The 23,674-nt window shown below is 67.4% G+C and carries 24 protein-coding genes; 10 read left to right on the plus strand and 14 right to left on the minus strand.

Features of this window, described 5'->3' with window-relative positions; translation table 11 throughout:
* The first annotated feature begins 251 nt into the window (after positions 1-251).
* Complete coding sequence (locus tag IQ782_RS27840) at positions 252-1,280, plus strand: GlxA family transcriptional regulator (protein ID WP_194137939.1); 1,029 nt, start codon at positions 252-254, stop codon at positions 1,278-1,280.
* A 7-nt stretch (positions 1,281-1,287) separates the two neighbouring features.
* Here the strand turns inward: IQ782_RS27840 and IQ782_RS27845 are convergent, their stop codons facing one another.
* The 3 genes from IQ782_RS27845 to prpE all read right to left on the minus strand — a co-directional run bounded on the left by IQ782_RS27845 (position 1,288) and on the right by prpE (position 4,743).
* Entirely contained in the window at positions 1,288-1,791 is a 504-nt protein-coding gene (locus IQ782_RS27845) for a cytochrome b (RefSeq protein WP_194137940.1), read from the minus strand.
* 13 nt (positions 1,792-1,804) lie between these two features.
* On the minus strand, positions 1,805-2,698 hold the full coding sequence (yghX, locus tag IQ782_RS27850) for a YghX family hydrolase (protein WP_194137941.1): 894 nt from the start codon (positions 2,696-2,698) through the stop codon (positions 1,805-1,807).
* Between the two features lie 146 nt (positions 2,699-2,844).
* The gene (prpE, locus tag IQ782_RS27855; protein ID WP_194137942.1) at positions 2,845-4,743 is read right to left on the minus strand and encodes a propionate-CoA ligase PrpE; all 1,899 of its coding nucleotides are present in this window, start codon (positions 4,741-4,743) and stop codon (positions 2,845-2,847) included.
* 594 nt (positions 4,744-5,337) lie between these two features.
* On the opposite strand from prpE, the gene IQ782_RS27860 reads away from it, so the two are divergent.
* On the plus strand, positions 5,338-6,198 hold the full coding sequence (locus tag IQ782_RS27860) for a Hint domain-containing protein (RefSeq protein ID WP_194137943.1): 861 nt from the start codon (positions 5,338-5,340) through the stop codon (positions 6,196-6,198).
* A 41-nt stretch (positions 6,199-6,239) separates the two neighbouring features.
* On the opposite strand, the gene IQ782_RS27865 is transcribed toward IQ782_RS27860, so the two are convergent.
* Both IQ782_RS27865 and IQ782_RS27870 read right to left on the minus strand, forming a co-directional pair.
* Complete coding sequence (locus tag IQ782_RS27865) at positions 6,240-8,519, minus strand: NADP-dependent malic enzyme (RefSeq protein ID WP_194137944.1); 2,280 nt, start codon at positions 8,517-8,519, stop codon at positions 6,240-6,242.
* Positions 8,520-8,679: 160 nt separating this feature from the next.
* On the minus strand, positions 8,680-8,892 hold the full coding sequence (locus IQ782_RS27870; protein WP_194137945.1) for a DUF3072 domain-containing protein: 213 nt from the start codon (positions 8,890-8,892) through the stop codon (positions 8,680-8,682).
* Between the two features lie 192 nt (positions 8,893-9,084).
* On the opposite strand from IQ782_RS27870, the gene IQ782_RS27875 reads away from it, so the two are divergent.
* The 5 genes from IQ782_RS27875 (at position 9,085) to IQ782_RS27895 (ending at position 13,105) form a co-directional block, all read left to right on the plus strand.
* The gene (locus IQ782_RS27875) at positions 9,085-10,005 is read left to right on the plus strand and encodes a manganese-dependent inorganic pyrophosphatase (RefSeq protein ID WP_194137946.1); all 921 of its coding nucleotides are present in this window, start codon (positions 9,085-9,087) and stop codon (positions 10,003-10,005) included.
* A 93-nt stretch (positions 10,006-10,098) separates the two neighbouring features.
* A complete protein-coding gene (locus IQ782_RS27880) occupies positions 10,099-10,965 on the plus strand; it encodes an aldose 1-epimerase family protein (protein WP_194137947.1) in 867 nt (288 codons plus the stop codon).
* A 77-nt stretch (positions 10,966-11,042) separates the two neighbouring features.
* Positions 11,043-11,915, plus strand: a complete 873-nt coding sequence (locus tag IQ782_RS27885) for a TIGR01459 family HAD-type hydrolase (RefSeq protein WP_194137948.1) — start codon at positions 11,043-11,045, stop codon at positions 11,913-11,915.
* Positions 11,916-12,024: 109 nt separating this feature from the next.
* Positions 12,025-12,468 carry a MaoC family dehydratase gene (locus IQ782_RS27890; RefSeq protein ID WP_194137960.1) on the plus strand — a complete coding sequence of 148 codons (444 nt, stop codon included), beginning with the start codon at positions 12,025-12,027 and terminating at the stop codon, positions 12,466-12,468.
* Between the two features lie 94 nt (positions 12,469-12,562).
* Positions 12,563-13,105, plus strand: a complete 543-nt coding sequence (locus IQ782_RS27895) for an NADPH-dependent FMN reductase (RefSeq protein WP_194137949.1) — start codon at positions 12,563-12,565, stop codon at positions 13,103-13,105.
* A 3-nt stretch (positions 13,106-13,108) separates the two neighbouring features.
* On the opposite strand, the gene IQ782_RS27900 is transcribed toward IQ782_RS27895, so the two are convergent.
* Positions 13,109-13,687, minus strand: a complete 579-nt coding sequence (locus IQ782_RS27900; RefSeq protein WP_194137950.1) for a GNAT family N-acetyltransferase — start codon at positions 13,685-13,687, stop codon at positions 13,109-13,111.
* Between the two features lie 132 nt (positions 13,688-13,819).
* On the opposite strand from IQ782_RS27900, the gene IQ782_RS27905 reads away from it, so the two are divergent.
* Together IQ782_RS27905 and IQ782_RS27910 are read left to right on the plus strand one after the other, a co-directional pair.
* Positions 13,820-14,419 carry a TetR/AcrR family transcriptional regulator gene (locus IQ782_RS27905; RefSeq protein WP_194137951.1) on the plus strand — a complete coding sequence of 200 codons (600 nt, stop codon included), beginning with the start codon at positions 13,820-13,822 and terminating at the stop codon, positions 14,417-14,419.
* A gap of 31 nt (positions 14,420-14,450) precedes the next feature.
* On the plus strand, positions 14,451-15,431 hold the full coding sequence (locus IQ782_RS27910; RefSeq protein WP_194137952.1) for a zinc-binding dehydrogenase: 981 nt from the start codon (positions 14,451-14,453) through the stop codon (positions 15,429-15,431).
* A 131-nt stretch (positions 15,432-15,562) separates the two neighbouring features.
* Here IQ782_RS27910 and IQ782_RS27915 read toward each other — a convergent pair whose 3' ends face one another.
* The 8 genes from IQ782_RS27915 to IQ782_RS30250 all read right to left on the minus strand — a co-directional run bounded on the left by IQ782_RS27915 (position 15,563) and on the right by IQ782_RS30250 (position 23,311).
* On the minus strand, positions 15,563-16,042 hold the full coding sequence (locus tag IQ782_RS27915) for a hypothetical protein (protein ID WP_194137953.1): 480 nt from the start codon (positions 16,040-16,042) through the stop codon (positions 15,563-15,565).
* A 3-nt stretch (positions 16,043-16,045) separates the two neighbouring features.
* Positions 16,046-16,861 (minus strand): DUF3100 domain-containing protein, encoded by an 816-nt coding sequence (locus tag IQ782_RS27920; RefSeq protein ID WP_194137954.1) that lies wholly within the window; start codon positions 16,859-16,861, stop codon positions 16,046-16,048.
* 114 nt (positions 16,862-16,975) lie between these two features.
* Entirely contained in the window at positions 16,976-18,511 is a 1,536-nt protein-coding gene (locus IQ782_RS27925) for an aldehyde dehydrogenase family protein (protein WP_194137955.1), read from the minus strand.
* A complete protein-coding gene (locus tag IQ782_RS27930) occupies positions 18,511-19,467 on the minus strand; it encodes an NAD(P)-dependent oxidoreductase (RefSeq protein ID WP_194137956.1) in 957 nt (318 codons plus the stop codon). The genes IQ782_RS27925 and IQ782_RS27930 overlap by 1 nt, the downstream gene beginning before the upstream one ends.
* A gap of 84 nt (positions 19,468-19,551) precedes the next feature.
* Positions 19,552-20,460: a LysR family transcriptional regulator gene (locus IQ782_RS27935; RefSeq protein WP_194137957.1), complete on the minus strand. Its 909-nt coding sequence runs from the start codon at positions 20,458-20,460 to the stop codon at positions 19,552-19,554.
* Positions 20,460-21,599 (minus strand): amidohydrolase, encoded by a 1,140-nt coding sequence (locus IQ782_RS27940; RefSeq protein ID WP_194137958.1) that lies wholly within the window; start codon positions 21,597-21,599, stop codon positions 20,460-20,462. Before IQ782_RS27940 ends, IQ782_RS27935 begins: the two co-directional genes overlap by 1 nt.
* Before the next feature lie 39 nt (positions 21,600-21,638).
* Positions 21,639-22,535 (minus strand): VOC family protein, encoded by an 897-nt coding sequence (locus tag IQ782_RS27945; protein WP_194137959.1) that lies wholly within the window; start codon positions 22,533-22,535, stop codon positions 21,639-21,641.
* A complete protein-coding gene (locus IQ782_RS30250) occupies positions 22,532-23,311 on the minus strand; it encodes a serine O-acetyltransferase (protein WP_277347912.1) in 780 nt (259 codons plus the stop codon). Before IQ782_RS30250 ends, IQ782_RS27945 begins: the two co-directional genes overlap by 4 nt.
* Positions 23,312-23,485: 174 nt before the next feature.
* Here IQ782_RS30250 and IQ782_RS30080 point away from each other — a divergent pair.
* Positions 23,486-23,674, plus strand: a 189-nt coding sequence (locus IQ782_RS30080) for a hypothetical protein (protein ID WP_240989644.1), incomplete at its 3' end; no start/stop codon positions are given.

Here is a 23,674-nt window from a genome sequence, read left to right on the forward strand (position 1 = left end):
GTCCAGTTCTTGTGACCGGTGACGGCGTTCTTGAGGAGGGAAAAGGCGTTGAAGCGCGTCATTGGCGGGCCCCGGCTGTGGTGACAAGGTCTAGTACCCTGCTACCCGATCCACGGCCGCCAGAGGTGAAGAATTGCGCCAGCAGAAATGAACTGGTGCGTCATGTGTCGGTTTTTTGAAGGCCTCCTGCTTGCCCCGCCGCGCAACGGCGTGCTCATGTAGCATTGCGCCACAGCATGAAGAATGACGCCATGCCCCTGCCCTCTGCCCAGAAACGCCTGCGTGTTGCCTTCCTCCTCGCCGGCCGCTTCACGCTCTCCGCCTTTGCCAATTTCGTCGACGTCCTCCGCCTTGCCGCGGACGACGCCGACATGTCGCGCCCGATCCTCTGCGAGTGGACCGTGCTCTCGGACACGCTTAGCCCGGTACGCTCCAGCTGCGGCGTGCGCGTGCAGCCCGACACGCGGCTGCGCAACGCAGGGAGATATGACTACCTCGTGGTGGTTGGCGGGCTGATGAGCGACGAGGTGGCGCTGAGTCCCGCCGAACTCGCCTTTCTGCGGCGCGAGGCGGCGGCGGGCGTGCCGCTGGTCGGGCTCTGCACCGGCGTGTTCATCCTCCAGGACCTGGGGCTGTTGAAGGGCTACCGCTGCTGCGTGAGCTGGTTCCACCATCAGGATTTCGTCGACCGTTTCGAGGCCGAGACGCCGGTGTCGGACCAGATCTTTGTGGTCGACCGCGACCGGCTGACCTGCTCGGGTGGGCATGGGGCGGCGCATCTCGCGGCCTTTCTCGTGCAGCGCCACATCGGCCAGTCCGCGGCGATCAAAAGCCTCAATATCATGATGATCGACGAGGCGATGAGCGGCGAGAAGGCCCAGCCCGGACAGGCGCTGACCCGCCGCGCCCGCGACGAGCTGGTGAAACGCGCCGTGCTGCGCATGCAGCAGCATATCGAGATGCCGAAGCCCATCGACGAGATCGCCCGCGAACTCGGCGTGGGCCGCCGCACGCTCGAGCGGCGCTTCCTGTCGGACCTGCGCCAGACCCCGCTGAAGGCCTATCTCGAACTGCGTCTCGAGCGGGCGCTGATCCGCCTGCGCACCACAGACGCCTCGGTGACAGAGATCGCGCTGGCCTGCGGCTTTTGCGACGGGCCGCATCTGTCGCGCACGCTGAAGACCGAGCGCGGCATCAGCCCTGCCGAATACCGCAAGGCGCAGGGGGGCAGCGGCGAGGCGGAACTCGCTGTCGCGGTGCTGCTGCCGAACACCGAGTGAGCCGCGTTCAGGTCATCCGGCGCAGCAGCCCGCTGCGCCACCAGAGCTGGTGCACCGCGACCCCGGCAAGGTGCAGACCGATGACCCAAAGCAGAATGGTCGTTGCAATCTCATGCGCCTCGCCAGCCACCCCGAGTTTGCCGAACCAGGCCAGCAGACCGATCAGCGGCAGGCCGATCAGCAACCCGTAGAACAGCCAGTGGACCACGCCGGAGAGCTTCCGGGCCCAGTCCGGCTCTGCCTCCGGCAGCGGCGGCGTGCCGCGCCGCAGGCGCAGGACCAGCCGCCAGAGCATCAGCACGAGAACCGCCACACCGATGGAAAGATGCGCCACCGAGGTGGTGTCATAGGCGCCTTCGGTACCCTGCAACACCGCGCGGAACGCGCGACCCATGTGATCGAAGGCCAGGTATTGCACCGCGATCAGCACCACGATCGCCCAATGCAGCCGCTTCTGCGCGCGGGAATACTGTTCCGGCGCTTGCGGCTCGGCGGTTTCCGGGTTCGGCATGCTCGGGCCTCCGTCAGCTCAGGTACCTGTGAAACCAGTCCAGCGTGCGTGACCAGGCAAGTTCGGCCGCCTCGGCATCGTAGCGCGGGGTCGAGTCGTTGTGGAAGCCGTGGTTCGCGCCCTCGTAGATATGGGCCTCGTAGACCTTTCCATTTTCTTGCAGCGCCCGCTCATAGGTCGGCCAGCCCGCGTTGACGCGCTCGTCGAGCCCGCCGTAATGGAGCAGGATCGGTGCCGTGATCTTTGGCACATCCCCGGCGTCGGGCTGGCGGCCGTAGAAGGGCACCGCGGCGCCCAGCTCGGGATAGGCCACCGCCGCGGCGTTGGCGACGCCGCCGCCGTAGCAGAAGCCGGTGATGCCGACCTTGCCGCTGACCCGCTCGTGCGCCATCAGGAACTCCACCGCGGCGAAGAAGTCGTTCATCAGCTTCTCGCCATCAACCTGCTGTTGCAGCGCCCGGCCCTGCTCGTCATTGCCGGGATAGCCGCCGAGCGGGGTGAGCCCGTCCGGAGCCAGCGCGATGAACCCGGCCTTGGCGAGCCTCCGCGCCACGTCCTGGATGTAGGGGTTGAGGCCGCGGTTCTCGTGCACCACGACCACACCCGGCGCGGTCTCGTGGGCCGTCGGGCGCACGAGGTAGGCGCGCATCTCGCCGTGGCCATTGGGCGAGGCGTAGGTGATCCATTCGGCATGAATGTCGGGATCGTTGAAGCTGACCTGCTCGGCCAGCGCGTAGTTCGGGCTCAACATCGACAGGATCGCCGCGGCCGTCAGCCCGCCAAGGGCGAACTTGCCGGCGCGGTCGAGGAACTCGCGCTTGGTGATCATGCCGTGGGCGTAGAAATCGTAGAGTTCCAGAAGTTCCGGGCTGAAGTCGCTGGCGGTCATGCGGGTCTGATCGGTCATCGGAGATCTCCTCTGCGCTCGCGGCACAGCCTAGCATGTTCGCCCGGACGCGCAGTCAAACTCCCGTGTATGCAGCGGCCCTTGAGCCGAAAGGCGCGCCCTGCCCCTCCCAAGACAGGACGCGCGACGCCGAAAGGGCTGCCCGGTCAGGCCGGCTCCTTGGCGTATCCCAGCGGCGTGACCGCCTCGCGGATCTCGCCGAGGATGGCGGGATCGTCGATGGTGGCGGGGGTCTTATACGCGGCGCCGTCGGCGATCTTGACCATGGTGGCGCGCAGGATCTTGCCCGAGCGGGTCTTCGGCAGCCGGTCAACCACGGTGCAGAGCTTGAAGGCGGCCACCGGGCCGATCTGGTCGCGCACCAGCTTAACCGCCTCCTTGACCACCTCGTCATGCGGCCGGTCGCAGCCGGCGTTGAGGCAGAGGAAGCCCATCGGCAGCTGCCCCTTGAGCGGGTCGCTGACGCCGATCACCGCGCATTCGGCGACGTCGGGGTGGTTCGACAGCACCTCTTCCATCGCCCCCGTCGAGAGCCGGTGGCCCGCCACGTTGATCACGTCATCGGTGCGGGACATGATGTAGAGATAGCCATCCTCGTCCCTCATCCCCGCGTCGCCGGTCTCGTAGTAGCCGGGGAAATGCGCGAGATAGGCGGACTTGAAGCGGTCCTCGGCATTCCACAGCGTCGGCAGCGTGCCCGGCGGCAGCGGCAGCTTGATGGCGATCGCGCCCAGCTCGCCGTCCTTCACCTCGTGACCTCCTTCGTCGAGGATGCGCACGTCGTAGCCGGGCATCGGCACCGAGGGGCTGCCCAGCTTGACCGGCAGTTCCTCGATCCCCAGCGGATTGGCGGCGATGGCAAAGCCGGTTTCGGTCTGCCACCAGTGGTCGATCACCGGCACGCCCAGCTGTTTCTGCGCCCATTGGATCGTGTCCGGGTCGGCGCGCTCGCCGGCCAGATAGACCGCGTTCAGGCAGCCGAGGTCGTATTTGCTGACAAGCTCGCCCTTGGGGTCCTCGCGCTTTACCGCCCGGAAGGCGGTGGGCGCGGTGAAGAAGCTCTTCACCTTGTGCTCGGAGATCACCCGCCAGAAGGTCCCCGCGTCGGGGGTGCCGACCGGCTTGCCCTCGAAGACGATGGTGGTGTTGCCGTGGATCAGCGGCGCGTAGCAGATGTAGCTGTGGCCGACGACCCAGCCAACGTCCGAGGCCGCCCAGAAGCGGTCGCCGGGCTCGACGTTGTAGATGTTCTTCATCGTCCAGTTCAGCGCCACCAGATGCCCGCCGGTGTGGCGCACCACGCCCTTGGGCTGGCCGGTGGTGCCCGAGGTGTAGAGGATATAGGCCGGGTGGTTGCCCTCGACCGGCACGCATTCGGCGGGCTCGACGCCGTATTGGAAGCCGTGCCAGTTGACGTCTCGGCCGGGGATCAGCGTCGCCACCTCCTGCTCGCGCTGGAAGATCACGCAGAAGTCGGGCTTGTGGGTGGCCTGTTCCACGGCACCGTCGAGCAGCGGCTTGTAGTGCACCACACGGTTCGGCTCGAGCCCGCAGGAGGCGGCGATGATGCACTTGGGCTTGGCGTCGTCGATGCGCACCGCCAGCTCATGCGCGGCAAAGCCGCCGAAGACCACGGAATGGATCGCGCCGAGCCGGGCGCAGGCGAGCATCGCCTCGAGCGCCTCGGGGATCATCGGCATGTAGATGATGACGCGGTCACCCTTCTCCACGCCCTTGGCGCGCAGCGCACCGGCCAGAGTGGCGACCCGGTTGCGCAGCTCGACGTAGGTGATCTCGCGCTTGGTGTGGGTGATCGGGCTGTCCCAGATGATTGCCACCTGCTCTCCCCGGCCGTTCTCGACGTGGCGGTCCACGGCGTTCCAGCAGGTGTTGGTCATCCCGTCGGCGAACCATTCGAACATGCCCGCGCCGCGGTCGAAAAGCGCCTTGGACGGGGGCCTGTCCCAATCGATCGCCGCGGCGGCCTTCATCCAGAAGTCTTCGGGGTCAGACGCCCAGCTGTCGTAGATGTCCTTGTAGCCCATGGTGCCTCCTCCTAGCGCCCGTCTCCACGGCGGTGCGCAATTTGATACGGCCCGAAAACTCCTCCGATCAAGCCTGTTACCGCGCACAGGGACAGAAGGACGCAGAAGTTTGCTGATTTTTGCGAAACCTTCTCTCGGAAACTTTGCAAACTCATGGAGACTGCAAATTCTTCTGCAAAACTGCGGCTTTTTTGCAAAGACCCGCTGATTCTCGTCGCGCATTAAAGCGGCACCGAGACTGGCGTTTCAGGCCAAATGCAATCTCAGATTGATCACACTCCGAGAACAGTCCGTGTTCCAATCTTAAAATGTATTTACTAATTATGAATAAGCGGGCAAATTTATTGCAAATAAAGGAGGCTCACTTTCCAAATAAGCAAATGCCCACCCGCCGAGCTTTTGCCCAATAGGCAATTGCTCGAACAGAGAAGTTTTGCCCAAAAACACAAATAACAATAAGGATCGAGCACGGCCATGGCGACAGAAGACATTCAGGTTACCCCGTATAATGGATCTGTCGGAGCGGCCACGCTTCTGGGATCGGAACAGAACCTGCTTATCTCGAGTTTCGGCACTCCGACGACCGGAACACTCGTGGACGGGGACGGAATTCTCGGCTCGGCGGACGACGGAGCGACAACCTTCAACGGAGACTCGGTAACCTATATCGGCAGCGGCACCGTGACGCCGGGCGTCGATCTCGGCGTGCTCGGGGTGCAGTTGGGCACCCCGGTCGACGTGGTGGTGTTCGAGGCCGCGGGGCAGATCTATTTCCACTATCCTGCGGGTGAGCCGAACCTCGCTGGCAACATCTTCCTGGTGGTCAATATCGACGCCACACCCTACAGCGTCATAACCCCGATCTGCTTTGCGCATGGCACCGAAATTCGCACCCCAACGGGCTGCCGACCGATCGAAAGCCTGCACGCCGGAGAAAAGGTCATGGATATTGACGGAAACCGGCTGGATATCCGCTGGATCGGGCGAATTCACCTGCGCATTCCGGCGCGCCGCGCCTTCGCCAAGTGGCATCCGGTCCGCATTGCCGCCGATGCCTTCGGGCGCGGCCATCCCTATCGCACGACCTGGCTGTCGCAGCAGCATCGCGTGCTGGTCCGGTCCGCGCTGAACGAGCTCTACTTCGGCGAGAGCTACTGCCTTGCTCCGGTCGTGCAACTGGCCGACGGCGCGGGCGTGCGCATCGACAGATCGGTCATCGACGTCACCTATCATCACATCCTGTGCGACCGCCACGCGGTGCTGCTGGCCAACGGCCTTCCGGCCGAGAGCCTGCACCTTGGACAGGTCGCGCAGATGGGCCTTTCGCGGGCCGCCTTCGGCGAGTTCGAGATCGCGCAAGAGTTGGGAGACGAGATCGGCAGCGTGCCAGCCGCTGCCCCGGTTCTCCGCGGCTTCGAGACACGCCTCCTCGCCCGGGAGGCCTTGCCGGGCTGACGCGGCGGCGGGGCCCACTCCCCCGCCGCCGCCGAAGTGCCTCAGCCGTAGTGGGCGACCGGAGTGCCGGCCACGGCGGCCATGTTGAGCAGCCCACGCGCGGTGATCGACGGCGTCACGATATGGGCGCGGTTGCCCATTCCCATCAGGATCGGCCCGACTTCAAGGCCACCCGCCTTCACCTTGAGGATGTTGCGCACGCCCGAGGCCGCGTCGGCTTCGGCGAAGACCAGCACGTTCGCCGCGCCCTCCATCCGGCCATTCGGCAGCAGGCGCGCGCGCAGCTCGGGGTCGAGCGCGCTGTCGACATGCATCTCGCCCTCGTAGACGAAGTCGCGCGGCGCGCTGTCGAGGATCTCCAGCGCCTTGCGGATGCGCGGGCCGGAGCCGTCGGCCTGATTGCCGAACTGCGAGCGCGAGCAGAGCGCGACCTTGGGCTCGAGGCCGAAGCGCCGGACGTGCCGCGCCGCACCGATCGCGGTCAGGGCGATCTGCTCGGGCGTCGGCTCGATCCAGATCTGCGTGTCCGAGACGAACAGCGGCCCGTCCTCGAGGATCATCATCGACAGCGCGCCATGCGGTTGCAGCCGTTCGCTGCCAAGCACTTGCGTGACGTAGTTCAGGTGCCAGCGATACTCGCCGAAGGTGCCGCAGATCAGCGCGTCGGCCTCGCCGCGCTGCACCATGACCGCGCCGATGGCCGTGGTGTTGGTGCGCATCACCGCGCGCGCCAGATCGGGCGTCACGCCGCGGCGCGCCATGATCCCGTGGTAGGTTTCCCAGTAGTCACGGTAGCGCGGGTCGTTCTCTGGGTTGACCACATGGAAGTCACGGCCGGGACGCACGGTCAGGCCGAGCCGTTCGCAGCGCATCTCCAGCACCTCGGGACGGCCGATCAGGATCGGCGTCTCGGTGGTCTCTTCGAGGATGGCCTGCGCGGCGCGCAGCACGCGCTCATCCTCGCCCTCGGCGAAGACGATCTTGCGTGCGGCGGTCGCGGCGGCCTCGAACACCGGGCGCATCAGCAACGCCGACTTGAAGACGCTGGCGTTCAGCTTGTCCTTGTAGGCCTTGAGATCAGCCAGCGGTCGCTGCGCCACGCCGGTTTCCATCGCGGCCTTGGCCACGGCAGAGGACACAACGGCCGAAAGCCGCGGATCGAAGGGCTTGGGGATCAGGTAGTCCGCGCCAAAGGTCAGCTGCTCGCCGTGGTAGGCGGCAGCGGCCTCGGCCGAGGTGGTGGCACGGGCCAGCGCCGCGATCCCCTCGACGCAGGCCAGCTGCATCGCGTCGTTGATCTCGGTCGCGCCGACGTCGAGTGCGCCGCGGAAGATGAAGGGGAAGCACAGGACGTTGTTGACCTGGTTCGGGAAGTCGCTGCGGCCGGTGGCGATGATCGCGTCCGGCGCCACGCTCCGCGCGAGGTCGGGCATGATCTCGGGCGTCGGGTTGGCGAGCGCGAAGATGATCGGGCGCGCCGCCATCTTCGCCACTTGCTCGGGCTTCAGCACGCCGGGGCCGGAGAGGCCGAGGAAGAGGTCCGCACCGTCGATCACCTCGTCGAGCGTGCGCTTGTCAGAGGCCTGCGCAAAGGCGGCCTTCTGCGGGTTCATGTCCTCGGCGCGACCCTCGTAGACCAGCCCGTGGATGTCGCAGAGCCAGATGTTCTCGCGCTTCACCCCGAGCTTGACCAGCATGTTCAGGCAGGCGATGCCCGCCGCGCCGCCGCCGGTCGAGACGATCTTGATGTCGCCGAAGGACTTGCCGGCCACGTGCAGGGCGTTGGTCGCCGCCGCGCCCACCACAATGGCGGTGCCGTGCTGGTCGTCATGGAAGACGGGGATGTTCATCCGCTCGCGGCAGATCTTCTCGACGATGAAGCAGTCGGGGGCCTTGATGTCCTCGAGGTTGATCGCGCCGAAGGTCGGCTCGAGCGCGCAGACGATCTCGGCCAGCTTCTCGGGATCGGGCTCGTTGAGCTCGAGGTCGAAGCAGTCGATATTGGCGAATTTCTTGAAGAGGACGGCCTTGCCTTCCATCACCGGCTTCGAGGCCAGCGGGCCGATATTTCCAAGGCCAAGCACCGCGGTGCCGTTCGAGACCACCGCGACGAGGTTGCCGCGCGAGGTGTAGCGCGCGGCGTTGGCGGGGTCGGCCTTGATCTCCAGGCAGGCCTCGGCAACGCCGGGGGAATAGGCGCGAGAAAGATCGCGGCCGTTCGCCAAGGGCTTGGTCGCACGGATCTCGAGCTTACCGGGCTTGGGGTTCTCGTGGTAGAAAAGCGCTGCCTGGCGCAGGCTCTCCTGAGCGGTATCGGTCATGTCGTAGGCCTCCCAACGAAGATGGTTCAACGTTGAACAATCTGCCCGAACGGGCTTGGGGGCCGGGTATCAGGATTTGCAGAGCCGGTAAACGAAAAACACCCGGGCGGCGCATCACGGCTCTGTTTGGAACCGGCGACGAGCCGCCCGTTTCCGGCGTTCACGCGCCCGGCGGCGTGGTTCCGGCCAGGTCGGCGAGTGCGGCAATACGGCGTTCCGCCTGCCAGAGCGTCAGCTCGGCGTCGAAGGTCTCTCCGGCGCGTTCGGACAGATCGCGGAGCTGCTGCTCCTGTTCAGGGGTCATCGGCTGGCGCGGGTCCGGCGGCACGTCCATTGCGGCGTCGATCCGGCGCGGGCTGGTCAAGAAGCTCATTGTCTTTCCTCCTTATGGGGCACTCAACGCGGCCAGGCAGGCAGGGTTCCGCGGGTTTGCCGAGTTTGCGCTCACTGCGGTGCGGCTGCAGCATTTGGCCGCGTGACAACCCTCTCCCGCCTGCCTATAAAACGCCGCGAAAGCCGCCATGCACCGCGCTGCATGCCCCCTGAACCCAAGGAGTTTTTCCGCATGACCACCCTGGTTTTTGGCCACAAGTCCCCCGACACCGACTCCACCGGTAGCCCGATCATCTGGGCCTGGTACCTGAACGAGGTGAAGGGTGAGGCGGCCAAGCCCGTGCTGCTCGGCGAGCCGAACACCGAAGCCGCCTTCATGCTGGAGCATTGGGGTCTCGAAAAGCCCGAGATCATCACCGAGGTCGACGCCGATGCCCCCGTGGTCATCGTCGATACCAACAACCCGGCCGAGCTGCCCGCGGGGATCAACGGTGCCGACATCCGCGCGATCATCGACCATCACAAGCTGGTCGGCGGACTGGAAACCAAGGGGCCGATCGACATCACCGTGCGCCCGCTGGCCTGCACCGCGACGATCATGGTCGACCTGATGGGCAGGGACTTCGTCAAGATGCCCGAAGCGATCAAGGGCGCGGCGCTGACCTGCATCCTGTCCGACACGCTGGAATTCCGCTCGCCGACCACCACCCCGCATGACCGCGCCGTCGCCGAGACGCTGGCCGCCGATCTCGGCGTCGAGATCCCCGAGCTCGCCGCGATGATGTTCGCCGCCAAGTCGGACGTCTCCGAATTCTCGGACGCCGAACTGATCCGCATGGACAGCAAGGAATACGAGGTCGGCGGCACCAAGTTCCGCGTCTCTGTGCTGGAAACCACCGCGCCCGAGATTCCGCTCGGCCGCAAGGACAGCCTGATGGAAAGCTTCAAGACCGTCGCTGCCGAGGATGGCGTCGACGAGGTGCTGCTGTTCGTCGTCGACATCCTGAAGGAAGAGGCGACGCTGCTCGTGCCGAACGATCTGGTGAAGACCGTGGCCGAGAAGAGCTTCGGCGCGACGGTCGAGGGCGACCTGGTGGTGCTGCCCGGCATCATGTCGCGCAAGAAGCAGATCATCCCCAATCTCAAGGTCTGAGCGATCGCGCCGCGCAAGACACCGAAGGGCACCCCTCGTGGGTGCCCTTTTTCTTGCCCTTCTTCTCCCAACCTTCCTGCCCGGAGCCCCTCCATGACCGATCCCGTCACCCTCGCCCAGGACGACCTCACCCTGACCGTCGCCACGCTCGGCGCCGAGATGCAGAGCTTCACCAAGTCCGGGCAAGAGCTGCTCTGGCAGGGCGATCCCGCCTGGTGGTCGGGCCGCGCGCCAATCCTTTTCCCCATCGTCGGACCGGCGCCCGAGGGGCGGATCCGCATCGGTGAATTCGAGGCCGAGATGGGCCAGCACGGATTTGCCCGGCGCAGCGCCTTCCTGCTCGACGCGCTGGATGCCGGCTCCTGCCGGCACGTGCTGACCGACAGCGCGGCGAGCCGCACGCAGTTTCCCTTCGGCTTTGCGCTGGCCATCACCCACGCGCTTGAGGGCGGCAGGCTCGAGGTCACAGCCGAGGTGCACAACACCGGCGACACACCTCTTCCCTTCTGCCTCGGCTTTCATCCCGCCTTTGCCTGGCCGCTGCCGGGCGGCGAGGGGCAGCCGCATGGCGTGACGCTCGCCGATGGGTCGGAACCCGCGCTTGCCCGGCTCGAGGGCGGCCGCCTGCCCGCCACCCGCCTGCCCTCGCCCTTCACAGGCGGACGGCTCCGCCTTGCCCACGCCCAGTTCGAGCAGGATGCGATGATCTTCCCCGACGGCGCGGGCGCTGCGCTCGCCTATGGGGTCGAGAATGGCCCGAGGCTCGATTTCACCTTCGACAACCTGCCGTTTCTCGCGCTTTGGCAGAAGCCCGGCGCGCCCTACCTCTGCGTCGAGCCCTGGCACGGGATGCACGCGCCGGCCGGGGGCACCTCGCAGCTGGCCGATCGTCCGGGAGCGCTCTGCCTCGCGCCGGGAGACCGCGCAAGCTTCGGCTACACCGTCACGCCGCACCTCTGAGCAGCCGGCTCTGGCCTCACCGCCCGCGCTGCCCTATCAAGGGCGCAACCCTCTCACTTCAGGCCAAAAGGCTTCCCATGACCCGTATCATCCAGTCGCTTTCCGAGATCTCGCAGAATTACGAGGCGGCTTTCGTCGACCTCTGGGGCTGCGTGCATGACGGCGTGACGGCCTTCCCCGCCGCCATCGAGGCGTTGCGGGCCTTCCGCGCCCAGGGCGGTACCGTCGTGCTGCTGACCAATGCGCCGCGCTCGCGCCACGAGGTGGTCAAGCAACTCGAGGTCTTCGGCGTGCCCGAGGATGCCTGGGACAATATCGCCACCTCCGGCGACAGTGCCCGCGTTGCCATGTTCCGCGGCGAAGTGGGGCAAAAGGTGTTCTTCATGGGCACCCCCTTCGACGCGCCCTTCTTCGAGCCGATCAAGCTGCTTGAGAACCCGCTGCCGATCGAGCGCGTGGCGCTGGAAGAGGCCGAGGGCATCGTCTGCTGCGGCCCGTTCGATCCGCATGCCGACCCCTCGGAACTGCGCCCGCAGCTGCTCTACGCAAAGCAAAAGGGCATGAAGCTGCTCTGCGCCAACCCGGACATTGTCGTGGACCGCGGCGAGACCCGCGAATGGTGCGCCGGGGCCGTGGCGCAGCTCTACACGGAAATGGGCGGCGAGAGCCTCTACTTCGGCAAGCCGCATCCGCCGGTCTATGATCTGGCGCGCCGCCGCCTGGCCGAGATTGACCGCATGGTGCCCGACAGCGCCATCCTCTGCATCGGTGACGGCATCCGCACCGACATCCTCGGCGCGGTGGGCGAAGACCTCGACTCGCTGTTCATCACCGGCGGGCTTGCCGCGAAGGAGACGGCGACCGCCGAGCAGCCCGAGGCCGAGGCGCTGGAACGCTACCTTGCAGAGCAACAGATGGAACCGACCTACTCGATCGGCTTCCTGCGCTGAAAGACACAAATTCTCCGCTTGATTTTCTGCGGTCGCGAAGTAATAAAATTACCTAGCGACACCATGTCGCCGTGTGTTTATTACCGGACCGCAGATCATGGAGGAGAAGATGCTCGACAACCTGCCCCGCGGGACGATCTGCATCGAGGACATCGAGATGGGCATGTCGCGGCATCTGCGCAAGCAGGTGACCGACCGCGACATCGCCCTCTTCGCCGAGGTCTCGACCGACCATAACCCCGTTCATCTCGACGACTCCTACGCGCAAGACACCATTTTCGAGGGGCGGATCGCCCATGGAATGCTCACCGCCGGGCTGATCTCGGCGGTGATTGGCGAGCAGCTTCCCGGCCACGGCACGGTCTACCTTGGCCAGACGCTGAAGTTCATCGCCCCCGTGCGCCCCGGTGACACGGTGTTGGCCGAGGTCACCGTCACCGAGATCGACTTTTCCAAGCGGCGGGTGATGCTGGACTGCAAATGCTCGGTCGACGGCAAGCCGGTGCTGGTCGGCGAGGCCAAGGTGCTTGCTCCCTCGCGCAAGTTCGACTGAACGGCGTACCGAGGTTTTCCGCGCGCACACAAGATCTTGCCGGATGGCGTTACAGCGGTCATGCTGCGCCTCGACCCAGCGGAAGGAAAGACCCATGCCCCGTATTCTCGGCCTCAGCGGCAGCCTGCGGGCCGCCTCCTTCAACGCCGGTCTGCTGCGCGCCGCGATGCAGGTCGCGCCAGAGGGCTGCCCGGTGCTGCCCGGCTCCATTCAAGAGGTGCCGCTGTTCAATGCCGACGTCGAGGCTGCCGAGGGGCTGCCGGTGGCGGTCAAGACGCTGCAGGCGCAGCTCGCCGAGGCCGACGCCCTGCTGCTGGTCACGCCGGAGTACAACAATGGTATTCCCGGCGTGTTCAAGAACGCCATCGACTGGATGTCGCGCGGCGAAGGCGGCAAGCTGTTCAAGGGAAAACCCGTCGCGATCATCGGGGCCTCGCCGGGCGGCTTCGGCACGATCCTGTCGCAGAGCCACTGGCTACCGGTCCTGCGCGCGCTCGGTGCGCAGCCCTGGTTCGGGGCCAAACTCATGGTCTCGCGGGCGGGTCAGGCCTTTGACGCAGATGGCACCTTGACCGACGACACGGTGCGCGAGCAGCTGCGCGGTTTCCTCGCAGGCTTTGCCGCCACGCTCGACTGAGCCCTAGAGCTCCTTCACCAGCAGCACCCAATCCTCGAGATCGCTGTCCCAGTCGCCATGCACGCAGGGCCGGCGCGCCGCCTCGGCGTAGCCCTGCCGCTCGTAAAGCCTGCGCGCGCCCTCGTTGTCGCCAGCGACGATGATGCTCATCCGCCCCAGCCCCTCGGCCTCGGCGAGAGCCTCGGCCAGCGTGAGAAGCCCCGAGCCAAGCCCCATGCCGCGATGCTCGGGGTAACAGGCGAGCACATTCACGTACCAGCTTGCCGGCGCCAGGTTTTCCAGCTCCTGGAGCGGGCGGAAAATCTCCGGCATGTCGTCCGGGACCGGCTCCGGTACGGCATCGATCGGATAGCCGGTCAGCCCGGCGATGGCTCCCGCGCCGAAGTCCACGACGATCACCTGCCCCTCGTCGGCCTTGTCGGCCTGGCGCTGGCGGCCGATTTCCCAAGGGTCCTCACCCGCCGTTGCGAGACCGTGCCAGAGGTGCAGCGGCAGCCCCTCTCCGGCGAAATTCACAAGCTCGGCAAGCTCCTGCGCGTCTTCCCGCGTGGCAAGCCGGTACGGCGGCAATAGCTCGATCATCTGCCGGTCCTTCCCTAACGGTTGGTGGGCCAGCCTAGCACGCCGCTGCCGCGCTGTCCGCCTCGGCATGTGTCGCGACGTCACGGGGACTCGAAACTAGACGACCGGTCTATTTTGACTATCTAGCGTTTCATGACCGAGCAAAGCAAATCCGAAGCCACCCGCCAGAAGATCCTGTCCACCGGGCGCGAGCTTGTCCTGCGGGGCGGCTTCACTGGCGTCGGCCTGTCGCAGATCCTCAAGGAAAGCGGCGTCCCCAAGGGATCGTTCTATTACTACTTCTCCTCCAAGGAGGCCTTTGGCTGCGCCCTGCTCGAGGACTATGTGGCCGAATACCTCGCAGGATTCGACGCCCTGGCAGAAACCCCGGCCAGCGCCGGTGCGCGGCTGGCTGCCTACTGGGATGGCTGGCTCGGTGAAGCGGCCAGCGACGGCATCGCCAGCCGCTGCCTCGTGGTCAAGCTTGCGGCCGAGATCGCCGACCTCTCGGAGGACATGCGCCGGGTGCTGGACGAGGGGGTCGGCGACCTGATCGCCCGCGTCGCGGCGCTTCTGTCCGAGGGAGCCGAAGACGGCTCGATCCTTGTCCAGCCCGAGCCCGAAGCCACCGCCGCGAGCCTCTATGCCCAATGGCTCGGAGCGGCCATCCTGTCGAAGCTGTCCCAGACCGATACACCTCTGAGGCAGGCGCGCGCCGACACCACGCGCCGCCTCTTCCGCAATCCCTCCTGATTCCCTTTTCCAGAAACGAAGGACCCCCACCATGCGCGCTGCATATCATGACGTTTTCGGCGATCCGGCCGAGGTGATGCTCTTCGGCGAGATGCCCGCCCCCAAGCCCGGCGCGGGCGAGGTGCTGATCAAGACCATCCTGTCGCCGATCCACAACCACGATCTCTGGACCATCCGTGGCCAGTACGGTTACGTCCCCGAGCTGCCCGGCGAGATCGGCGGCTCCGAGGCGGTCGGCATGGTGGCTGCCGTCGGCGAGGGCGTCGACAGCGCGCTGCTCGGCCAGCGCATCTCGGTCGGCGGCGTGCACGGCAGCTGGGCCGAGTTCTTCATCGCCAAGGCCGCGACCCTCGTGCCGCTGCCCGAGAGCATCAAGGACGAGGATGCGGCGCAGCTCATCGCCATGCCGTTCAGCGCCATCGCCCTGCTGGACTCGCTGAAGGTCGGCGAAGGTGAATGGCTGGTGCAGACCGCCGCCAATGGCGCGGTCGGCAAGATCATGGTGAGCCTTGCCAAGGCGCGCGGCATCAAGCTGCTCAACCTCGTGCGCCGGGCCGAGGCGGCGGACGAGCTGAAGGCGCTTGGTGCCGAACATGTTCTGTGCACCTCTGATGAGGGATGGCTCGACGCCGCCAAGGCGCTGATCGGCGCGCAGGGCGCGGTTTCGGCCATCGACTCCGTCGGTGCCGAGATGGGTCTGGCACTGGCAGCCCTGCTGGGCCGCGACGGCGAATACGTGGTCTTCGGCACCGCCACCGGCGCGCCGCTGCAGCTGCCAAGCGGCGAGATGATCACCAAGCACCTGGCGGTGCGCGGATTCTGGGCCTCGCGCGTGTTCGGCGAGATGGACGGTGCCACGCAGGTGCGCCTGCTGACCGAACTGGTGACCCTGGCCGCGCAGGGCAAGCTGGTGCTCGACGTGGGCGGCATCTTCGACCTCGAGCAGATCACCGAGGCGATGACGGCGGCGCAGACCCCGGCGCGCAGCGGCAAGATCATGCTGCGGCCCTGAGCCGAACCGTCCGGCAGCACGGCCGGGCGCAAAAGAACATCCCCGAAAGAAAAAGCCCCTCACCGTCGCCGGTGAGGGGCAGGTCCCAAAGGCCGGGGAGTGCGGCCCGTGGGTGGGGGATCAGACTGCGGTCAGAGGAACGCCTGCGCCACGATGGCCGAGCCGACATAGGTGCCGGTCATCACCAGCACCGCGACCACCGCGATCTTCCAGCCCGAGGTCTTGGCGATCTCGATCTCGCGCTTGGCAATCGCAATGCCCGCGTAGGCAAGGCAGGGCGTGGCCAGCGTCAGGAAGTTGACGTGGCTGACCTTGTCGAGGATCCAGGCGCTGCCCGGCGTCCAGGGCAGGGTCGCAAGGATGCCGACAGCCGAGATCCAGGCCACCGAGGGCAGCCTGAAGGGCACCACCTTGGTCAGCACCATGCCGACCATGCACATCACCCACAGGATGATCAGCCCCACCAGCCCCTGCGGCACGGTGTTCTCGGTCGCCACGGTGTTGCCAACAAGGGCGATCACGCAGACCACCGCCAGCGCCGCGGCATGGGCGCCAAGGCCGAGCTTGGGCTCTTCGGTCAGATCGATGTCGTCAGTACGGATGTCGCTCATGGCTCAGGCTCCGGCTTTCGAGGGCTCTTTGCGGCCCAGCAGGTCGTAGAGTTTCTCGGTCAGCGGCAGCGCCACGAAGACGCAGAGGTAGAGACCGGTCGCATAGGTCAGCACGTTCGACGCGCCGGCGAGCGCGAGGATCTGCTCTTCCATGTCCGGCACCGCGTGCACCAGCGCGCCTGAGCAGGCCGCCATCATGCTGCCCGAGCCGATGCCGCAGGCCATGGCCAGCGCCTCGATCGAAAAGGCCCCGGTGGTGGCAAGGATCGAGGCGAGGATGGCAAAGATGAAGGTGCCGAAGAGCGTGCCGATGACATAGACGCCCATGACGCCTGCGCCTTCCTGGCTCTTGAGGCCGTACTTGTCGGCGATGATCGCGATGTTGGGCTCGCGCGCCACAGAGAAGCAGGCCCCGATGGACTCGCGGCCCATGCGCAGCACCAGAACGGCGACCGGGAAGGCCAGCACGATGGTGCCGAGGTTGCCCAACTCCTGCAGGATGAGCGCCGGACCGGCGGCGATGATCTTCTCCATCGACGGGCCGATGATCGTGCCGAACTTGGCGATGAACGGCATGATCGCGATGACGATCAGCGGCGAGGCGGCATGCACCTCGCGGTCACGGATCAGCGCACGGGCGCCGGAGATCACGTTCGGGTTGACCAGCAACCCCATGACGAAGGCGTAGAGCAGCGGCAGCAGCAGGATCGAGCCGATGCCGATCGGGATCGCGATGACGCCGATCATCTCGGCGATCACGGTGATGACCAGCACGCTGAGATGCAGCCGCCAGTCGAGAAGGATATCTTTTATTGGCATGAGGAACCTCTCTGTTGACGCCCCCATTCAGGGTGGCGCATTGGCCGGGACCGGGCAGCTACCCGGTCCGCGGCGGCAGGGAAAGGTCAGCGACACGCTGACCCAGGGGAAGTCTCAGCCCGGCGCGTAGCCGAAGCCCTGCGCGGGGTTCGCGGCGGTCTCGACCCAGACCGATTTCGTCTGGGTGTAGGCGGCCAGCGCCTCGCGACCGGACGAGCGGCCATAGCCCGAGCGCCCGAAGCCGCCGAAGGGCGACATGACGTTGATCGTCTTGTAGCTGTTGACCCAGAAGGTGCCGGCCCGAACCTGCGCCGCCATGCGATGCGCCCGGCCGACGTCCTGCGTCCAGACCGCGCCCGCCAGCCCGTAGGGCGTGGCATTGGCCAGCGCGATCGCCTCTTCCTCGGTGTCGAAGGGCAGCACCGAGACGACGGGGCCGAAGACTTCCTCGTTGGCGATGGTCATCTGCGGGGTGACCTGATCCACCACGGTCGGGGCGAAGAAGTACCCGCCGCTTGCCGCCAGCGCCGCGGGTTTGGCACCGCCGCTGGTGATCTCTGCGCCCTGGCTCACGGCCTCGCGCACCATGGCGTCGATCTTCGACCATTGCCGCGCGTTGTTCACCGGCCCGATCTGCGTCGCCGGGTCCATCGGCGCGCCGACCGGGATATTGCCAGCCGCAACACTCAGCTTTTCAACCATTTGCGCGTGAACCGAACGGTGCACCAGCAGGCGCGAGCCCGCCACGCAGCTCTGCCCGCAGGAGGCGAAGATCGCCGCCTGCGCGCCGATGACGGCGCGGTCGAGGTCGGCGTCGCCGAAGACGATGTTGGCCGATTTGCCGCCGAGCTCCAGCACCGAGGGCACCAGCCGCTTGGCCGCGGCACCGGCGATCTTGGAGCCCGCCTCGGCCGACCCCACAAAGACCACCAGCGCCGTCGCAGCGTTCTCGATCATCGCCTGGCCCGAGCCCGGCCCGTCGCCCGCGATGACGTTGACGAGGCCTTTCGGCGCGCCCGCCTTCTCGCACAGGACGCCGACCACGACGGACGACAGCGGCGTCAGCTCCGAGGGCTTGATCATCACGCCGTTGCCCGCGCAGATCGCCGGGGCGACCTGCCAGCAGCAGGTGAAGAGCGGCGCGTTCCACGGGGTGATCTGGCTGACCACGCCAAGCGGCTCGTGCCGGGTGTAGTTGAGGTGGGTCGAGGGCACCGGGATGACGTCGCCGGTGATCTTGTCGCACCAGCCGGCGTAATACTCGAACATCTCGGCCATGCGCGCCGGCTCGCCGGTGGTGTCGCGGATCGGACGGCCCGAGGAGAGCGCCTCGAGCTCGGACAGCGCGGCGGCATTGGCGCGCAGCTGGCGGCCGATCTCGAACATGATGCGGCCGCGCTCCGAGGCGGTCTTGGCGAACCATTCCTTCTGCGCGCGGGTCGCGGCGTCGGCGGCCTGTGCGACGACCTCAGCACCCGCGTCCTTGTAGCGGGCAAACACCTCGCCCGTTGCCGGATCGGTCAATTCCAGCGCGTGGCCGGTGCCCGGCACCAGTGCGCCGCCGACATAAGACTGCACCTCAGCGGAGCCGGTCAGCGCCTTCAGCAGCTCGGCCACGCGGGCGGCGGTATCAACCATGTCCTTGGCCATCACATCTTTTCCTTCTGGCTCAGGCGGTCCACCGCGGGATCGCCCATATGCATGAAATCGTCGGCGTCCTTGAGCCCCGAGGTCTCCTCGGCCCAGAGGTCCGCCACCAGATCGGCGACCGGCATGGCGCAACCGACGCTCTGTGCCAGTTCACGGGCCAACCGCACGTCCTTGCGCATCAGCCCGGTGCTGAAGCCCGAGTTGAAGCTGCGCGGCAGAACCCAGTTGGGGAAATGGATCTCCGAGATAGCGCTGCGCCCGGTCGCCGAGTTGATCACCCGCAGCGCGTCTTCCGCGCCGACGCCCGCCGCTTCCGCGAGCCGCAGCGCCTCGAGCGTGGTGACCATGTGGCTGGCGACCAGCATGTTGTTGACCAGCTTGGCGACATTGCCCGCGCCGCTGGGGCCGACGTGGAGGATCTTTGCCGCCATCGCCTCGAGCGCGGGCATCGCCGCGCCGACCCATTTCTCGTCGCCGCCGAGCATCACCGAGAGCTGGCCCGATGCAGCGCCCGAGGGGCCGCCGCTGACCGGTGCGTCGAGGAAGCCGTGACCCTCTTCGGCAAGCTTCGCCGCGAGCTTGCGGCTGACCTCGGCCTCGGAGGTGGAGGTGTCGATGATCACCTTGGCCGCGACGCCCGCATCGAACAGCCCCGCGCCCTGCGCCGCAGCGATAACGCCTTCGACATGCGCCGCCGTCGGCAGCGAGAGCACGATCACCTCTGCCGCGGCGACGACCTCCTCGGGGCTGGCCTTCGGCGCGATGCCCGCCTCGCGGGCGCGGTCCTGCGCCGCGGGGGCCGGATCGTAGCCCGCCACCTCGAACCCGGCACGGACAAGGCTCGACGCCATGCCGAAGCCCATCGCCCCAAGTCCGATCACCCCGGCCCGTTTGCCTGTATGTCCTGCCATGTGATCTCCTGTCTCTGTGCGTCGCCAGCCACGTGCGGCCGGCATTTCGGACAGCTAACCGGAGGATCGGTGTTCACAGATAGAGGCCACATTGCGCACATCGCGTTGCCTCAGGAGCAACGCACAGGGTCACGCGCGGAAGGCCACCATGCGGTCCGACAGGAAGCTGGCGACCAGTTCCACCGACTTCGGCAGGCGGCGGCGGGCGCGCACCATGAGGTGCGTGCTGACCCGGTGCAGCGCCGGCTCGTCCAGCTCGATCACCGCCAGATCGCCGCGATCCGCCTGAATCGACGCGGAAAATCGCGGCAGGAATGTCACCCCCATGCCGGCGCTCACGTAGCGGATCAACAGCGCGATCGACGCCGTCTCGACGTGCACCCGCAGCGCCAGCCCATGATCCGCCGCGACCTGCCCGACGAGGTGACGGATGGCATGGCGGGCATCGAGCATGGCGACGGGATGTTCCAGCACCTCGGCCAGCCCGACGCTCTGCCGACCCGCCAATGCTGAATTTGCAGGCACCACGGCGCAGAGCGGCTGGCGCCCGACGGCCAACGAGCGGGTCGCCTCGGTGACCAGCGGATTGTAGGCGATTCCGATGTCGGCCTCGCCCTCGATCACCCGGCGCTGCAACTCGCCCGTTCCCGCGTGGTCGATGGCAAAGCGCAGCTCGGGTTGCAGGCGGCTCAGCTCGGAAAGGCCGTTCTCCATCAGGTCGGCGGTGAACCCCTCGCCGAGCGCGATGCGCACGGTCTGGCTGCGCCCGTCACGATAGCGGCCGATCTGGTCCAGAAGAAAGGTCTGCTCGTCCTGCAGGTGCAGCGCGTGCTCGCGCAAGAGCTCGCCGGCCTCGGTCACCGTCACGCCCTTGGAGCTGCGCTCGAAGAGCGTCACCCCAAGCCGCGCCTCGGCCTCGGCGATCTTGCGCGAGATCGCCGAGGGCACCACGTTCAGCCGCTCCGCCGCGCGGCGGATCGAGCCCTCCTGCGCGACCGCAAGGAACTCGCGCAGGAAGCGGCTGTCGAGCGCGTCCATCAGCCCTGCGTCGCGCGCCGGGCGAGGCGCACCCAGAATTCCGCCCCGGCGGGCAGCACCGCGTCGTTGAAGTCGAACTTCGCCGAGTGCAGGCCGGGGTTCTCGCCCTCGCGCGCCGCCCCGAGCCAGAGGTAGGCGCCCGGCACCTCGTTCAGCATGAAGGCGAAATCCTCGGAGGCCATGCTCGGGCCGGTCATCGCGGTATCGAGCCCCATCTCCGCCGCTACGTCGCGGGCCAGTGCGGCCTCGGGGGCGGTGTTGATCGTCGCGGGGTAGCGGCGCTGGTAGTCGATGTTGGCGATGCAGCCCTGCGCCGCGGCCTCGGCGGTGGCCACGCGGCGGACGCGCTCCTCGATGACGTCCCCGGCCTCGGGCGCGAACCAGCGGCAGGTGCCGCTCAGCACGGCGCGGTCGGGGCAGACGTTGTAGGCCGAGCCGCTGTGGATCTGCGTGACCGAGACCACGCCCGGTTCCAGCGGCGAGAGCGCCCGGGCGGGGATCTCCTGCAGCGCGGCGGCGGTGCGGCCCGCCGCTGCGATCACCCCGTCGGACTGCTCGGGCATGGCACCGTGGCCGCCCTTGCCGAGGATCTCGATGTCGAAGACCGAGAAGGCCGCCATCATCTTGTCGTCGCGCGCCACGAAGCGCCCCGGCGCGAGGCCCGGCCAGTTGTGGATGCCGAACACCTTGTCGACCGGGAATTGCCTGAACAGCCCCTGCTCGACCATGACCCTCGCGCCGCCCTCGCTTTCCTCGGCGGGCTGGAAGATCAGCGTGACGGTGCCCTGCTCGACGCCCTCCGCCGCAATCTGCCGCGCGGCAAGCAGCAGCATGGCGGTGTGCCCGTCATGGCCGCAGGCGTGCATCTTGCCCCTGATCGTCGAGGCATGAGCCACGCCCGTCGCCTCGACGATGGGCAGCGCGTCGATGTCGGCGCGCAGGCCGATCACCGGCGCGCCCTGCCCCATCTGCGCCACCACGCCGGTTCCCGCGAGGCCGCGATGGACCCGCCAGCCCCAGCCGGTGAGCAATCCCGCGATCATCTCCGAAGTTCTGTGCTCCTCGAAGCCCAGTTCGGGGTGGCGGTGCAGGTCGTGGCGCCAGGCGATGGCTTCGGCGATGTGGTCGAGGTCGAACATGGGGTCTCCTTGGCGGGGCGTCGGGCGCCCCGCAACGTGTCACGGCGCCTCGGGCGCCTCTTGGAAGGTGAGGAAGATGCCGCCCAGCCGGGCAGCCTCAGTGAGCACAAGCGCGCCGCCGATGCCGCGATACGCGAAATTTGCCGTGTCGAGATAGGGGCGGACCCGATCCAGCGCATGGCACGCAAGGTCGAGCGAGATCACCGAGGGCGCGCCATCGGGTGCCAGCGTCTCGGGCAGCGGGCCGAAGATCGCGCGGGCCGCGTCGCGGCTCACGACACGCCAGTGGCCCTTGCCGGTGGCCACGGTGAACCCCCAGCCGGTTTCGGTGACCGCCTCGGGACCATGCAAGGTCGCGAGCCAGCCCTTCACCGCGGGTTGATCCTGCGGTTCCGCGAGGATCGTCGCCGAGACGAAGCCATGCGCGCCGTTGGGGTGGCTCATCCAGTTGGGGAACTCGATGAGATCGCGCCGGTGCTGCTGGCAGGCGAACATCGACAGGCGGGGCAGACCGTCGCGGGTAAAGATCTTCAGCGTCGTGGCCGTCCGGTCGGGGGTGCCGTCGTCACGGATGACATCCCGGCCGAACTCGATGGTGCCCTCGCAGCGTCCGCCGCGCGCCACCACCGCCGCCGCGTCCGCGGCCGCGTCGCTGGAGTTCAGCGCAGACAGCGGCACACCTTCGCGCTCGGCCAGCCAGTGCTGGATATGGCGGCCGAAGCGGAAATCGCCGGCCGGGTAGCCGTCGAGCAGGCTCTCGTCGCCAAGGCTCACCAGCTCCAGCAGCTGATCCCTGAAGATCACCAGCGCGGTCGAGGTGCCCCAGGGATGCATCCCCGGCGGTTTCATCAGGAAGCCGAGCGAAAGATAGGTCTCGCGCGTCCGCGCCAGATCACGGACGCAGACCAGCGGATGATCGATTCCGAGCGAGGTCATGCGCCCTCTCCCTTGAGCTGTGCCAGTGGCGCGAACCCGGCAAAGCGCCCCGCGCCGCGGTCGCTGGCCCTCGGGCCGGTGACCACGTGACCGGCGGGCACGTCGCGGGTCACGATCGCCCCGGCCGCCACGGTTGCCCCCGCGCCGATCTCCACCGGGCCGAGGATCAGCGCCCCCGCCCCGATCACCGCCCCCCGGCGCAGCGTTGGATGGCGCCCCGTGCCCATATCGACGAAATTCGATCCCAGCGTGACGCCGTGCCAGAGGCTCACGTCGTCCTCGATCACCGCGGTCTGGCCGATCACCAGACCCAGCCCGTGATCGAGCCAGACCCCGCGTCCGATCTCGGCCTGCGGCCAGATCTCGACCGAGAGCGCGCGGGTGAACTGCCCCTTTACCGCCAGCGCGAGGGTCTCGCGACCCGCCAGCCACAGAGCCCGGCCAAGGCGGTAGGACAGCAGCGCGTGATAGCCATTGGCGAAATGCAGCACCGCTGACGCGCCGCCGGGCTGGCCATCGCGGGCAGCGGTGACGAGCAGGTCGTCGAGCGCCGTGTTCAGCGTCGCCGTATCATGGCCGAAGACCTCCGAGGCCAGCCCCCGGATCCAGGCCCGTCCGACGCCCTCGGGCAGGCAGGCCGCCAGCGCCGCGGCCAGAAGATCGGCGGGCCCCTCCAGCTCGGCCGGGTCATACCCGTAGAGCGCCCTGAGACCGGGTTCGGCGGCGAACATCTCCTTGGTGGCGGGCAGAAGCGTCTGGATCAGCGAGTTCGTCATGCGGGGTCTCGTGGCTGCTTGGGGGACCGGTGAGGTTGCAGCATAGCTGCACCCGGCACGGCGATGCACACAAGTGCCTTTATGTGCCGTCGGTGTTGCCGGGACAAGAACGCACAACGGGGTCTCGCGTCACCAACCGCCGCGGCTCGGGCGCGAAGCGGGTCGCGCCGGGCCTTGACCTTCCGCGCTGCGCCGCGTTTGTGCCGCAGGCGGCCCGCCCGCGCCGCGCCTGCCGCGGGTCGGACAGCGGCCCGTGCCGCCGCGCGCCGCCAAGAGAGAAAGGCACCCATGGACTACGTGACGCTGTTTGCCATCATCGCCGCCGCGGGCGCGGTGGCGGGGATCATTTCGGGCCTGCTGGGG

The sequence above is a fragment of the Salipiger mangrovisoli genome (assembly GCF_015223355.1).
Classification (GTDB): Bacteria; Pseudomonadota; Alphaproteobacteria; order Rhodobacterales; family Rhodobacteraceae; genus Salipiger; species Salipiger mangrovisoli.